This window comes from Mesorhizobium sp. M0159 (assembly GCF_040322295.1).
Classification (GTDB): Bacteria; Pseudomonadota; Alphaproteobacteria; order Rhizobiales; family Rhizobiaceae; genus Mesorhizobium.
In genome coordinates this window covers 1-14,681 of record NZ_JAMYTF010000004.1, presented here as the reverse complement: position 1 = coordinate 14,681, position 14,681 = coordinate 1, and the positions used below count along the sequence as shown (strand labels likewise).

Below are 14,681 nucleotides of genomic sequence, written 5' to 3'. Positions count from 1 at the left end.
CATCCCACCAGCGCGGATAGCACGGCAGCGGCACCGATCACTTCAGCAGCTGTGTTGGCAGCGTTGCCAAACCCGTTCAGACCTCTGGGGCCACTTCCAACGCCGGCGAGGACATCCATCGACCCGCGGCCGGCACTAGCTCACAAGCGACAATTTTCTACTGAGCGAACCGTGCGGAAGGCAGCGAAGATCGTCGGCGCGAAGAAATGAACGTCCAGATAACGCTGACATTGCCACTGGCCAGAAGCTGCAATGTGCAGGTGGGCTCGCTCCTTCACTCGGCCGTGATTTCCGAGCTTATTCTGTGCCCGAGAAGGGTCGGGCGCGCCCGACCCTGCGCGGGCGGGGTACCTTGCGCTCGACCACCTGGCTACGGGTGGCTGACCCGGACGAGACCGCCCAAGAGAGGGACTGCCCACGCGGTCCCGAGACCCCACGCGGTCCCGAGACCGGCGCGTCGGGTACCAGCAAACGATAGGAGGTCGTGACCTCTCGCAAACCCCGGATATGCCCGAACAGGTCGATCACCTCCAAGCCAGACCGGCGGTTGTAGGTGTGACACCCCAACGCTCCGGACCAAATGCGACCGACCGGGGTCTGGGCAAACTCCGACGCCCCGAGCGCATCTATCTGGCAGAACGTCACCGCACTGCCATAGCCGCGCGCGCAGTCTTGGACCGGGCGTAGCGTGCGTCCGCCGTGTCGGATGACGGCGCCTGCGGGGCGGCTGAGCCTGGCATCAATCAGGACCGGGTTGGCGGCATGGGGCGTCCAAGACCCCGTCAGGCTCTCGGCACGGTAGAGGCTGAGGACATCCCAAGACGTGGACCTCCACCGCCTTGGGCTGACGAAAAACCAAAAGCCGCCCTCATAGCAGAGAGGCGTGGTATCGTAGCCCTCGATCCCCTCGATGAGGCAGGCCTCCCGCGTCCAGCGGTAAGGGAATTCCACTGCCCTGTAGAGGCTAACATTCCTGGCCGTCCCCGATTCGGGGATCATCCAGATCTGCCCGTCCTGTTCGAACACGAACGGGTATGAGAGGTGATGCGGTTCCTCCAAGACGATCTGGGGTGCGCCGACGGTCCCGTCCCGGTCCGCTGCCACGACCGCAATGCACCCCCGGTTCTTCGAGTAGAGGTACTGTTCGACAAAAATGAAATCCTGCCCCTGGCGCCGGAACGGGAACGGGTCGGCAAGGTAGCTATCGGTGCTTCCGGTGAGCACCGAGAAGGTTGCTTCGCCTTTGTCGAGCAGGCTCGCCGATTCATCGAAGCGCCAGCCAACCCCCCACATCCTGCCGCCTCTTGCCAGGACGTCCAAAAACCTGATCGCTTTCGATGCCACCGTGCCGGTCGCCCTTGCAAGGGCCGAGGATGCGCCAAGTGAAGGCACGGCCGTCCGTGAACCGGGGACACCGGACGCAGCTGAACCGGTTTCCTCGCGCAAGGCTTTGAGGATCAGCAGCACAGCGCAGGAGAGGACGCTGTCTAGACTCGCTGAGAACACTCCACGGTCTACACTGGCCGGACGGGCCATCCACGGCCGCAACGGGCGCGCCGTGTCGTGCAGGTCGACGAGAAGGTCCTGATCATTCGCCACGGCCGCCATGACGCCGATCTCGCCGGGTACGCCGTTGAAGAGCGGCGTCAGCACCCGCAGCCCCGCCGGGCGCGTCTCCTCTCCGCTCAAATCGATCACCACGTCCACTTGGTCGGACGGAGGCGGCGGCAGGGACCGCAGCGCCGCCTCTACGGAGTCAGTGGCGCCGTTCCCGCGAAAGCCATAGACCAGTCGTTCGAGTTCGAGCAGCAGACGGCAGGTCAACGGCAGCGGGCGGCGACCGGCCGCCAAAGCGCAGGAGACCTCGTTGCCGGGCACTTCAGCAAGCGCTTCTGCCAGCCAGAGGTGCCACCGAAGTAGCCGCGATGGATCGAGACTCAGGCAAATGCGCATTGTTGTTCTGACCGCGGATTTCAAAAGGACGCCGGCTCACAGCTTGACGAGAACCGCCTGCGGCGATCCGCCTTACCAAGACTCCGCCGCGGGCCCGCGGGCCAGGGAGGTAGATGGAAAGCGATGGCGCGTGTCACAGCGCGAGAATATTTCCCACCTATTACGACCGCGGGGACTCGCCAATAAGAGGAGCCGAACTCTTGGTTGGGAGCGATGTCTGACAGCACGGGTCCATACTCGAGCGACCGGAATCGGCCAAGCACCACTATGCCCGAACGACGCCCGGCTGTGCGAGGTCAGAGGAGGTAATCCCTCGGGGCTGTTGCACTCGGCGCCCGGCGAGAGCCACATGCCCGGGTGATTGTTGGCTGGCAACGAGTGAAAAATAGGCTGCGCAACGCCGGACTGCGGGTGCTGGTGTGCGCATTGCTGTCCGTTCCGGCAATCGTGAGCGCCGCGGATGACCCGTCGGCAACGTCCTTCATCAAGACTTCCGGAACGAACTTCACCTTGGACGGCAAGCCGTTCTTCGTGACCGGCGTAAACAACCACTATCTGACCTACGGGTCGCCGGATGAGGTCACCCGCGTTCTCGATGACGCGGTGGCGATGGGCGCCAATGTGGTCCGCACCTTCCTCCAGCCGGTGATCGGGTCGCTCGACGGAAGCAAGCCTACGATCTGGGATTGGCGGCTTGAAGGCGAAGCCAGCAATCTCGCGGTCAAGGGCACGTACCTGCTCTACTGGGACCCGAGCCAAAACAGGATGGCGATCAATGACGGCGCCGACGGCATGCAGAAGGTTGATTTCCTCATCGCCGAGGCCGGCAAGCGACGCCTGAGGCTGATCATCGCCGTCCTGGATTTCTGGGCCTTCACAGGCGGCGCCCAGCAGATGCGAGCCTGGTATGGGAGCCGGGACGCCCCAGGCGTGCAGAGCCAGTACGACACCGACCTCAGCAAAGAGAAGTCGGAGTTTTTCTTCCAGGATCCGCGCACGAAGCGCGACTACAGGACCTGGGTCAGCCACGTCGTGCAGCGAGTCAACCCGCTCACCGGGCTCGCCTACCGGGATGATCCGACCATCATGGCCTGGGAGCTAATGAACGAAGGCAATGCGCAGCCGGAGGCTTTACGATTGGCTTGGACCACCGAAATGACGGCTTACGTGAAGTCGCTCGATCCGAACCATCTCGTCACCTCAGGGCACGCTAACGTCGAGTCGAAGCTATCGGATCTGACGATCCCGACTCTCGATTTCGGGACCTGGCACGGCTACCCGCTCTACTACAAGCTCACCGTCCAGCAGTTCGACAGCTTGATCACCGAGTTCTGCCGGTTGGCAGTTCGCGCCGGCAAGCCGGTGCTTCTGGAGGAGTTCGGCTATGCCCGCTCCAATCAGAACTTTGCCCAGGCTTACGCGATGTGGCTCGACACGCTGACGCGCGAGCGCAACTGCGCCGGCTGGATGGTGTGGCGGCTGGTGTCGCGGCAGGACAGCGGACGCTATCCCGTCGACGAATATGACAAGTTCGATATTCACAACGACGGAGGTCCGCTCTGGAACATCCTCAAAGCCGCCACGGCTCGGGCGACGCAGACACGCGAAACCAGCCCGGCCTCAGAAACCAGCCGGCAGTTGCCATGACCGAAGCCTTCGTCGTGATCTGCGCCGACACACTCGATCGCTGGGACGATTTGAACGCGGCCATCGCGTCGGTGCGCCGCCAGACCTGCCCGGCCCGCGAGATCGTCCTCGTCGTCGACAACGATGAGGCGCTCTTGGAGCGCGCCCGGCGCGAGATCGAGGGTGTCGTCGTCACACCTAATACCAACGTGCGTGGACTGTGCGGCGGTCGCACGACGGGAGCCGGATTGGCGCCCGCGCCGGTCGTGGCGTTTCTCGATGACGATGCGATCGCCGATGAGCGCTGGCTGGACGAGTTGCTGATGCCCTACGCCGACCCGCGCGTGCTTGGCGTCGGCGGCCGCCTCGAGCCTCTGTGGCGCAAACCTCGGCCCTCGTGGTTTCTTTATGCTGAGAGCCGGCTTCCGGGTAAGCCGAATCCAGCGCGTGGAAGTCTGGCTTTATCGCATCGTCTATCGAAGAGCTTGGGGCAGACATTGGCAGCTCAAGTCGGGAGAATTCCTAGATGCGTATTCTGATGCTTGCGCAATCCTGTACGCCGATTGGCGTTGGCCAGCGGGGCCACGTCCGGAACCTAAGTATCGGTTTCGCCTGCCGCGGTAATGACGTTGCCGTTGCCACAACCGGTCAGCCTGGATCGAAAACCGGGCAGACCGAGCATGGCGTCACCAGCGAACGCCGGCAGGTCCCGCGCGCCCCCACGATCTCGGTGATTATCTGTGCCTACACCGAGGACAGATGGGAGCTGATGCTTCAGTCGGTGGCCTCGGTTCAGGAGCAGACCTTGCAACCCTGCGAGATCATCGTATGCATCGACCACAATGAAATCCTGTTTCACCGTTGTGCCGCGTACTGGGCTGGCTTCGCCGCATCCACCCCTCCGATACGGGTGATCCAGAACAAGTACGACGGGCACCTGGGGTCGGCCCGAAACACGGCAGCCGACACAGCTGCGGGAGACATTCTGGCGTTCTTGGATGACGATGCAGCGGCCGACAAGGACTGGCTCGGGATTCTCACAGACCCGTACCAGGATGAGCGCATCGGCGCCGTCGGCGGGCGCCCCCTACCGGTTTTCGAGTCTAGCCGCCCGGCCTGGTTTCCCGTGCAGTTCGACTGGGTGTTCGGATGCGCTTATGACGGTCTTCCGACAAGCCGAGGCCCCTTGGCTCATCTTATAGGTGCCAACATGTCGGTGCGGCGAACCCTCCTTGAGCAGGTGGGAGGGTTCCACTCCGACAATCACGACGACATGGACATGTGCCACCGCGTGGCGCAGATCAAGGGTAGTGAGGCTGTCATCTACGAACCGGCAGCGACCGTCCGCCACTTTGTACCCGCCTCACGGCCGAGTTGGAAGTACTTCTGGCGCCGCTGCTTCTTCGTCAACAAGGGGAAGATCGAGGCTCTTGCCCAGATGGGCGACGCCGCAACTCTGGGTGCGGAAACCCGCTTCGTCTGGTACGCGCTGACCAAGGGCGTACCGCGAGGGATTTGGCAAGCCGCCAAGGGTGACCCCCACGGGCTGGTCCGGTCCTCGGCCATAATTATTGGCATAGGTCTGGCCGCGGCAGGCCACGCCGCCGGTCATGTCGAGCGGGCGCGGCGATTGCGCCGGCAGCGCCGACAGGCCACCAGGCAGGTATTTAACACAGCCGCGCGAGCCAATGGGCGAGAGAAGTGAATGCCTTCTTCGATAATCATTGGTTCGGGTCCGGCTGCAGCCGCCGCCGTGTTGGCGCTGTCCGGGAAGTCTGACGAGAAGATAACTGTGTTCGATCCGGGCACCGTGCTGGACGTCCAGACGCAAGAGGTAATCTCCAGGCTGTCCAAGCTGCGTGTCGGCGACTGGGATGAGGAGGACGTCCGCCGGATCGGATTGCAACCCAAGCGCGTACAGTCGGATTCGCTCCCTGAAAAGAGAAGCTACGGATCCGATTTTCCGTTTGTCAACAAGGGCCAACTCGACGGAGTCCACTCCCAGGGTAGAGTCAACTCTGCTGTGATCTCATGCGCCTACGGAGGGTTCAGCAACGTCTGGGGGGCCCAGATCATGCCCTTCAGCGCTGCCACATTCAAGAGATGGCCGTTCGGTTTCTCGGATATGGAAGAGCACTATCGGACGATCCTTGGTCACATTCCGTTCGCCGGAGAGTCCGACGATCTCGATGAGTGGTTTCCGCTCATCGGATCTCCGCACCCGCTTCCGCCGCTGGCACCGCGGACGCAGATGGTGCTGGCCAACTACGACCGGCACCGCGATCGTGTACGCTCCACCGGAATAACCATAGGGCGCGCGCGGCTCGCCTTCTCGGCGCGCGAATGCCAGCCCTGCGGCCTGTGCATGACTGGGTGCCCGCGGTCGCTGATCTACTCGGCCTCGCACAGCTTCGACCGCTTCAGGCGCAGCGGGAGGATTGACTACCACAGCGGGCTGCTCGCGGTTCGAGTCGGCCAGGAGGCCGACACGGCAGTCGTGGAGGCTCGGGAGCTATCCAGCGGCCGGATCCAGCGATTCGCAGCCGACCGGGTCTTCGTGGGTTGCGGAGCTATCGGCACCACTCGGCTGATCCTGGGCTCGCTCGGATCGGACCAGCCGGTCCATCTTTCGGAATCGGCTCAGTTCATTCTTCCAATGATGTCCGTGAAGCCGACTCCCGACCCACGTACAAGGCGCGAGTTCACACTCAACCAGTTCAACATGGTCATCGGCCGGGACGACGAAGGCTTCGACGTCTCACAGGTTCACTTTTACCCGTTCAACCACGCATACTACGATGCGCTGCCCGGCTTCCTCCAACATCCCGCCGCCGCCTTCGCGACAGATCGGCTGCTGAGCCGATTGACGGTGGGCCTCGGCTATTTGCCATCCTGGGCGTCACCCAAGATACGGATCACAGCCCAGGTGCCCGCAGCTCCTGATGAGCTACCCCGGATTACCCTTACTTCCGAGGGGTTCAGCGAGACCAGGGTCAGGGGCAAAGACGTGCCTCCGACGCTGCCTGACGTAATAAAGCGCATCTATAGGGCAGCACCTTACCTTGATTTGTGGCCGGTCACGTCGCAAATGCTGTGGTCGGGTGGGGCCAAGAGCTACCACTTTGGCGGCAGCTTTCCCCACGCTAGTGAGCGGGACGCCCGGAGTGCGACGACAGACCGCGTCGGGCGGCTGGCGCGTTGGGACCGGATTCATCTTATCGACGGTTCGGTTTTCCCAAATGTTCCGGCGACTACCTTTACGCTGACTGTGATGGCCAATTCTCATCGCATCGCCTGCGAGGCGATGGAACTGACGGGGTGAGCATCAATGCGGGTCGGCATCACCGGAGCGACTGGGTATGTCGGGTCCATCCTGCGTGCTACCTTCGCCCAGCAAGGGCATGAGGTCATCGCGTTCGCCCGCCCGAACCGGGCGACCTCCGCATCTGCCGCCGCAATGGCCGGCGTCGCCGAATGGCGCCCATATGAGATTAAGCGCCCGCCGTCGGGGGCCGCATTCAGCGACCTAGATGTGCTCATACATAGTGCATGGGACCTGAGTCTCATCAGTGCCGGCGATGTATGGGGTGTCAATGTGTCCGGCTCGCAGCACCTCCTCCGCAATGCCGCCGACGCAGGGGTTCGCCGGGTCATTTTCATCTCCTCGATGTCCGCTTACAAGGGAACCCGACAGTTGTACGGCCAGGCCAAGCTGGCGTGTGAGCGCACAGCCAGCAGTCTGGGAGGCGTCTCCACCCGCCTCGGACTGGTTTACGGCCCCGGTTGGGCCGGGATGGCCGGCGCGCTGCGCAAACTCACCAAACTGCCGGTTACACCTCTCATCGGGGCGCGCTCCCATCAGTTCACCGTGCATGAGGCAGACATGGCAGCCGCCATGGTGCGTATTGCCGAATCGGACATGCCCCTGCCGGAACCGGTAGGGCTGGCCAACCCCGAACCCGTGCCGTTCCGACGGCTCATGAACGAGATCGCCGCGTCACAAGGCAGAACACTACGTGCCGTCCCGGTGCCCTCGCAGCTTGTCAGTTGCATGCTCCGGGCAGGAGAGGCCCTGCACGTCCCCCTACCCTTCCGATCCGACTCCATCCTGGGGCTCGTGCACCCGGCGGCAGAGGTTCCCGGGGTAGGGCAGCTCAAGCAGCTCGGAATCAGGTTTCGAAGCTTCTCGCTGGACGGAGATCGACGTTAAAAATATGGGAGATTTGCCCAGCCCTGCGGGTGACAGCGTTTTGACACTTCCCGGGCACTGCAACTTTCACCTTCGTGAGCCTCCAGCACACAAAGGTCGGTTCGCGCTCGACGCGCACGAACACCACCTCAGCTCGTGAGGACGATCAGCGAGGCGCCGCCGAGTAAGCGCACCGACAGGTCCTCTCCGGCCATAGTCCGGACAATGCCTCGGGCGGCATTACCGAGGATGGCTGTAGTGGTTCTCCATTCGGGATGGATCTGCAGAATATCTTCCGCGGTCCTAGTGTACTGTGCGTCAATAATTTTAAAATCTGTGTCGCGCAGAGTCGCTAGCGCCGTTGCCTGATCAAAGTAATGCAGGTGACCAACCTCCTTGCGTTGCTTAAGATGCTGACAACGTATAAGTCCGACGACATTCATGTCAAGTGGAATATGGAACGTATAGTATCTTGATCGTCCTCTTAGTCTTCGAAGGAAGCCAATATAATCATCAACGTGCTCGAAAACATCGATGCACAAAAGAAGATCGCAATTCTCGCCGGTCTGAAAGAAGTCGCCGCAGTGAAATTTGAGGTTGTTTTTTTCTCGGTGTTTGGCCAAATTTATGGCGTAGGGAGCGATATCGTAGCCGATGGCTGTTGAATCACGGAAGATATCATGCCGAAGAAGAGCATCCAGAACGCTTCCCGTCCCACAACCTGTATCGACGATTTTCTGGCAACTGATGTTGTTGGCGCGCACGATCTTGGCGATGTTCGCGGCCTTAACACCGCCATCTTCGTCATGCCAAGTAGGATTAGCAGCGGCATAATCTATTCCGGTATAGAGGTCATTACTTGACATCATCTCTGCCATCTTTTGTGGTCGAGCCAGATTAAGTTGCCTCTTCAAATATTTCGGTGTTATAATAGTTTCTTTTGGCTTGAAATCGACCAGCGATCGAGGTCGCTGCATGGCCACAAGGCCAGGTCCAGAAGGGGATCCTAAGTCGTCCTGTCGATCGCATTCACATTTCGGGAATGGACGAATGTTAGGGAGCCGCACCGGTCTTGAGGTCGCTCAGGGTTCCTCCGTTGCCTCGGGACTACACGCTACATGCGAACCGCGCATCTCAGTGGGCGCAACCGGATAAAAGCAAAACCTAGCCATTACAAATGTAACGACACTCTCGATGGCGTCAAGCCGCCGGCGGCGAAGCTTCCGGGGAGGTCCCGTAAGGCACGCGGCCCATCTGAGGTAGCTCATGGGAATCCAACTCCTCTCGTTCCACAGCGAGGCTGACTGGCAGAAATTTTCGCGGATCAGGGACAAGCGATGCCGCATTGTCGGCTTTACGTTCTGAACGACGGTCAACCTGCATAGACGACCATGCAGCAAAAGAGCACGCTAATCGACTGTGCCCCAGGTGGAGCTTTGGCCACTGGCTGCGCGGTTCAGACTCGTGGCAGGCGCCACGCGGCGAGAACGCGCCGCGCCATAGGGGTCAAGTATCAGCCACTTCAACAAGCCGCTCAAGCGATCGCACTTCCCCTGGATGCGGTTGCAGGTTCGGCGCGTTACATGCAGGCACGCTGGCGTTTCGATTGAACGGCCTGTCGGCGCTGTAGGGCCTGCACTCGATAGCAGGGCCAGCTCTCACCTTCGATCATTGAAGGCGGATCATGTGGGACATCGCCGCCGTGGCGCTGGCGAGATCCCTCAGCAATACGCGTAGAGACTGCATCGGCCGCGCAAACGGCACGGTCGAACATCGGGCCGGCAGCGCCAGCCATAGGTTCGACGGCTCGTCCGCCACGCAACTCGGAAGACATTCCGGCCATCCTTGTCGATGACCTCACATGCGAACGACCCCGCGAACACATGCGCTCAAACCGGCGCAACATTTCAGCCGACGGACACGGTTTTGGTAGGACGTCCGGAAGGGCGCTTCGGTGCGGCCGTTCGACACACGTCCTACATTAGAATGTGTTAATAAGTTCTCACTGAGCCTCATTCTCGCCGCAAATGGCAGTAAGCTCGCGTTAGCTCGATACATCGTCCTCTGATTAATCACTTCTCGATAGTATAAGACGGTAGGCGGGATAAGTCCAACGAGCGGGAATGCCTGCGTTTTACTTATGGCGCAGGCGTAATTACAACAAAAAAACACAACTAACCAAGGATACACCGTGTTTTTTGCTAAACAGCTCGGCGGTGCCGGAAGAGCTGCGCTCGACTTCAATTTGGCTGCGGCTGGAACCGCCGAACAGCTTGCGTGCGCGGCAGCACCCTCGACAAAATTCGCCTTCGGATGGCGAGTTCAACGTTCAGCTTGCTCGACAATAATGTCTGGGCGAGGACTTCCAATTCTCCGCTACTTTGAAACTCCGTTCGCAGTGCCCAACTGCGAGCATGCGATCTGCCGCGCGCCTTGGCGATGCGCGGCAGTGGAATTCCCTGTTTTCAACACCAAAGAGGATCACTGAATGACTCTTTCCGCCCCCGCAGGCTTTGCCTCTAGCGATCTCGTCTTCGAGGAAAACTTCTCCGGTACGGCGCTCGACAGCGACTGGCATACCTACATCACCAGCAATGCCGCCAATGGCTGGCCATGGAATAGTAATGGATCAGGAGGAAGCAACGCAGGCTCGCAATATTATGCCGACTACGATGTGCCGAGCCAAGTCTCCGTGAGCAACGGGGCCTTGGATCTCACGGCGATCAAGCAGCCCATCAGCGGCATAAATCAGGGGACCACACAGACATACCCGGTCACGTCCGGCGCGGTCAGCAGCTACGGCAACTTCGAATTCAATGGCGGCTACCTTCAGATCAGCATGAAGGCGCCAAGCGGCGATGGCGCATGGCCGGCCCTTTGGCTGTTGCCCGGCCATGGCGCCGGCAGCAGCGGCGACAATTTCGAGATCGACATGCAGGAGGGCGGATTTACCGGTTCGGGGCCGGCGGACCAGATGTTCTCCTGGCACCTCCACTCGCCGTCAGGGTGGGTAGGAAACAGCATTGATACGGGGACCGACCTCACGGCCGGCTTCCACACGTACGGCATCAACTGGGTGCCCGCTCAATCGATCACCTGGTATCTCGACGGGCATCAGATGGCGCAAGTGACCAGCGCACAGGCGCCGATCCCGGATGAACCGATGGAATTGATCATGAACAATGGGGTCGCGAATTCGAACGTGACCGGATGGCATACGGCTCTGGATGGTTCGACTCCTTCGTCGATGCAGATGCAAGTCGATCAGATTCAGCTTTACCAGAAGGCAGGCAGCGGTGACACGGTGACGGGTCCTAACGTCACTCCGCCAATCACTGGCTCGACCGGGACCGAGCCCGTGTCTGGCACCGGGACGGTTCCTTCTTCCGTCAGCACCAGCGATGGCACCTTGTACGGCACCAGCGACGCCGATGTATTACACGGAACCAGCGGCCACACGATGATTGGCTATGGCGGCAACGACACCTATTATGTCGATAATGCCAACGAGAAGGTGGTTGAGGCGGTGGGCGGCGGCAACGACAGTGTGCTCGCCTCGGTGAGCTATGCGCTTTCCGCCGGCTCGGAGATCGAGCTCCTCGCTACCAATAACGCGTCAGGCACGAAAGCAATGACCCTCGCCGGCAACGAGTTCGCCCAGACCATCCAGGGCAATGCCGGCAACGATGTCATTAACGGCGGCCTCGGCGCCGACGTCTTGACCGGCTACGGAGGCCACGATGCCTTCTCGTTCAATACTGCTCTTGGAGCCGGTAATGTCGACAAGATCACCGACTTCAAGCGCTCCCAGGATACGTTCCATCTCAGCGATACCGTTTTTGCCGGGCTTCAGCCGGGAGGGCTTCCATCCAAAGCTTTCTTTATTGGTGCCGCCGCGCATGACAGCTCCGATCACATCATCTACGACAGTGCAACCGGGGCGCTCTCTTTCGACAGTGACGGGGCCGGCGGCGGATCTCAAATACAGTTCGCCAGCCTTTCCCCACATCTGTCGCTCAGCGCAGCCTCGTTCTATGTGACCTGAAGGACTACGCGGGGCTGCCATGGCCAAATAAGGACTGGATGAACTGCACCTCAAAGCCATGGTGCCGAACCGAAGTCAGCGTACCAAAGGCGGGAGCCCGGTTTTCGGCGATGATCTGCTCAAGCAAAAGAGATGGGGTTCCATCCCGATGCCATCGGGATGGAACCGCTCTAGTCTAGTTGTGAGCTTTGCGCAGGTTGTCCATTCGGACCGAACCGAGGAGACTGGAGTTACCAAGCTTCGGGTCCGAATGAACATCCCAAACTGGCATGCGCAGCATCATCAGCTACTTTCTCTCGCCAATGATGCGATACAAGCAGGAAACACTGCGAGAGCGGTAAGAAGCCGGTTTGCAGCCGACGAAAGTTCGCCCTCCGGCTTCAACTCGAGAGCGCCGCAATCTTGTCGAGGCGATAGGTCAAAGGCGGGAAGCGGTCGGCTCGAAGCTGGATGACCATAGCCGGTTGTGGAAGGTCGAACTGCAACAACTCACTCGCGAGACAGGCCTTGCGCTCCACATTGCATCACCATCCGACGGGCATATCGACGTGGCGCAACATCGAACACCCCTGTTCTGCCGCATCACGCAAAGCTGGCGCGGACGGCGCCTCCTCAATCGCGTGGCCCTGGTCGAGCTGATCGCAGTCACGACAACCAAGCGGACCCGAAGCGGGCGCGCGGTCGATTCCGCGGCCGACGAAAAACGGGATCAAATGAACGATGTCGAGATGGAGGCGCTCGCCATCTAAGGCGACGCATTCATCCGGAATGGAACTGCACCATCCGCCCGAGATCAGTGGCAATTCGGAGCAGTTGACTGGTCCTAGCCCGAGCTCCCTTCCCTGCGCAATAAAGACCAATGCTTGCAGGTGACGCCAATTTGGGAAACTATTGACCAGCGAGGCCTCTCACGCGGTTGATGTGGTCCAGGCTGCCGCAGCTGAATACGCAGCGATCTCTAGTACCAACCTAGTTCTGCTGGAAAACACAAGTGCTGACGTCGCGGCGCTCATTCCTGAAGCTCTTTGGCGCCGTGTCGCTCGCGGCATTCGGTCTGGCGAGTTATGCCATCGCGATTGAGCCTCGGTTTCGACTGAGTGTCACGCACTACAAGCTCCTTCCGCCGCGCTGGCCGACCACTGCCAAGCCCCTGCGCATCGTCGTGGTCGCTGACATCCATGCCTGCGAGCCTTGGATGCCGGTTTCCAGGATCGACGAGATCGTTGGTGTTTCGAATAGCCTGCAGCCCGACATCGTCCTTCTCCTTGGCGACTACGTGATGGGCGTGCTGCCACGCTATGCCACCGGGATCGTGCCCGACACTGTTTGGGGGAATTCTCTTTCGAAACTTTCGGCGCCACTCGGCTGCCACGCCATTCTCGGCAACCACGACTGGTGGCACGGTGTCGATAGTGTCCGCGCAGCCCTCGTCGACAATGGCATTCCGGTCCTCGAGAACACCGCCACGCTTATCCGTCAGCAGGATGGCCCAGCATTCTGGCTCGCGGGTCTTGGCGACCAGTGGGCCATGCAGTTTTCTCGCGGCGTGTACAAGGGCGTCGACGATCTGCCTGGAACAATGGCCGGAATACCCAACGACGGCAATCCGATATTGCTCCTTGCGCATGAACCGGACATCTTCATTACTGTCCCTGACCGTGTCAGCCTGACGTTATGCGGCCATACACATGGCGGACAGGTGCGCTTGCCATTCGTTGGCCCCCCCATCATCAAGTCAGCCTACGGACAGCGCTTCGCTTATGGGCATGTCGTCGAGGGTGGGAGGCACATGATCGTATCCGGGGGTTTGGGCGTATCATGGCTGCCGGTGCGCTTCGGCGTGTCGCCGGAGATCATGGTCGTCGATATCGGCCCGAAAACGTCCTCTCGTCCTGTAGACGAACCATCTGCTGTATCACGAGACCTGCCGTCCGCCGTTGATCGTTCGCACGAGGGTATTGATGGTTGTGTACATGCCGTATTCCCATCGCATCCAAGACGAACGCGGCACAGTCTATCATCCCTTTCTCCGACGGGCGGAGTCGGCGGATAGCTCTCGATCCACTAGAATGCCTTTAAGAAGCTGAGCCAGGCGTTCCGAAACACCTTTCTTCGACACATTCTCGGGGAAGGGAAAACCTGAATGGGTACGGCATCTTGTAGCCCCATCCTTGTTGTTGGCGCCCGAGCAGAACGCATCTTGGAGCATGCAAATGGCCCTGGTTGCACGAGATCTCCTTTGGGCCATCGGCGAGCATACTCCTATTGGATGAGGCGGCGCGAACCAGCGTTTCAGGACTACTCAAATTCCTGAAGGGGTCTGCGCCCGGCAGCATGCTACGACTGTTGCACGCAATAGCGTATCAAAACCGTGATCCTGGACATAGTCGGCCGAACCACGCCGAACACATTCCTCTTTGAAATCCAGCGTTCCGCGGTGGGCTGTCATTCAGCCGAGCCTAGTTGTGTGCGTCAAGTTCTGCAAAATGGCGTGGCATTGCGGTGACGTCGGCGTGTCCGCCGCGCAGCCCCCGTGTTTACGGACACATGACGGTGCTCAGGCGGCCAAGGCCCTCAGGCTCTCCTTCTTGTGCTCGCGCAGATGATCCATGTTGAGGTAGCGGGTCGCCTCGAGCCAGTTCTCGTGGATCTCCACCGCCAATGCCCGAACCAGCCGCAGACAGCTCCGCGGGTTGGGGAAGATGCGAACGACCAGGGTGCGCCGCTTGATCTCCTGGTTCAGCCGCTCCAGCATGTTCGTCGACTTCATGTGCTTGTGGTGGGCTAGCGGCAGCCGATAGAAGCTCAGCGTCTCCTCGATGTTATCTTCCACCCAGTTGACCAGCTTCGGGTATTTGGCCTGCCATT

At 60.5% G+C, this 14,681-nt stretch carries 10 protein-coding genes and 1 pseudogene; 8 read left to right on the top strand and 3 right to left on the bottom strand.

Going from position 1 to position 14,681, the window contains the following annotated elements; all coding sequences use genetic code 11:
• Positions 1 to 297: 297 nt before the first annotated feature.
• Positions 298 to 1,977 carry a glucosamine inositolphosphorylceramide transferase family protein gene (locus NKJ32_RS05265; RefSeq protein WP_352826956.1) on the bottom strand — a complete coding sequence of 560 codons (1,680 nt, stop codon included), beginning with the start codon at positions 1,975 to 1,977 and terminating at the stop codon, positions 298 to 300.
• 333 nt (positions 1,978 to 2,310) lie between these two features.
• Between NKJ32_RS05265 and NKJ32_RS05260 the strand changes: the two genes are divergently transcribed.
• Genes NKJ32_RS05260 through NKJ32_RS05240 form a run of 5 tightly spaced genes read left to right on the top strand, consistent with a single transcriptional unit; the run spans position 2,311 to position 7,789 of the window.
• On the top strand, positions 2,311 to 3,600 hold the full coding sequence (locus NKJ32_RS05260; protein ID WP_352826955.1) for a glycoside hydrolase 5 family protein: 1,290 nt from the start codon (positions 2,311 to 2,313) through the stop codon (positions 3,598 to 3,600).
• Entirely contained in the window at positions 3,597 to 4,118 is a 522-nt protein-coding gene (locus tag NKJ32_RS05255; protein WP_352623050.1) for a glycosyltransferase family 2 protein, read from the top strand. Before NKJ32_RS05260 ends, NKJ32_RS05255 begins: the two co-directional genes overlap by 4 nt.
• On the top strand, positions 4,106 to 5,284 hold the full coding sequence (locus tag NKJ32_RS05250) for a glycosyltransferase family 2 protein (RefSeq protein ID WP_352786158.1): 1,179 nt from the start codon (positions 4,106 to 4,108) through the stop codon (positions 5,282 to 5,284). The genes NKJ32_RS05255 and NKJ32_RS05250 overlap by 13 nt, the downstream gene beginning before the upstream one ends.
• The gene (locus NKJ32_RS05245) at positions 5,285 to 6,901 is read left to right on the top strand and encodes a Rossmann-fold NAD(P)-binding domain-containing protein (RefSeq protein WP_352786156.1); all 1,617 of its coding nucleotides are present in this window, start codon (positions 5,285 to 5,287) and stop codon (positions 6,899 to 6,901) included.
• 6 nt (positions 6,902 to 6,907) lie between these two features.
• The gene (locus NKJ32_RS05240; RefSeq protein WP_352623047.1) at positions 6,908 to 7,789 is read left to right on the top strand and encodes an NAD-dependent epimerase/dehydratase family protein; all 882 of its coding nucleotides are present in this window, start codon (positions 6,908 to 6,910) and stop codon (positions 7,787 to 7,789) included.
• Between the two features lie 128 nt (positions 7,790 to 7,917).
• Here the strand turns inward: NKJ32_RS05240 and NKJ32_RS05235 are convergent, their stop codons facing one another.
• Positions 7,918 to 8,745, bottom strand: coding sequence for a class I SAM-dependent methyltransferase (locus NKJ32_RS05235; protein ID WP_352827123.1), 828 nt, complete (start codon positions 8,743 to 8,745; stop codon positions 7,918 to 7,920).
• A 1,511-nt stretch (positions 8,746 to 10,256) separates the two neighbouring features.
• Between NKJ32_RS05235 and NKJ32_RS05230 the strand changes: the two genes are divergently transcribed.
• From NKJ32_RS05230 to NKJ32_RS05220, 3 genes and pseudogenes are all read left to right on the top strand, one after another.
• Positions 10,257 to 11,813 (top strand): family 16 glycosylhydrolase, encoded by a 1,557-nt coding sequence (locus NKJ32_RS05230; RefSeq protein WP_352826954.1) that lies wholly within the window; start codon positions 10,257 to 10,259, stop codon positions 11,811 to 11,813.
• A gap of 350 nt (positions 11,814 to 12,163) precedes the next feature.
• Positions 12,164 to 12,562: an ISAzo13-like element transposase-related protein gene (locus NKJ32_RS05225; protein WP_352569952.1), complete on the top strand. Its 399-nt coding sequence runs from the start codon at positions 12,164 to 12,166 to the stop codon at positions 12,560 to 12,562.
• A gap of 245 nt (positions 12,563 to 12,807) precedes the next feature.
• Positions 12,808 to 13,686: pseudogene (locus NKJ32_RS05220) on the top strand (metallophosphoesterase); the annotation flags it as partial.
• Positions 13,687 to 14,370: 684 nt separating this feature from the next.
• On the opposite strand, the gene NKJ32_RS05215 reads toward NKJ32_RS05220, so the two are convergent.
• On the bottom strand, positions 14,371 to 14,681 hold a 311-nt coding region (locus NKJ32_RS05215), incomplete at its 5' end, for a transposase (protein ID WP_352826951.1).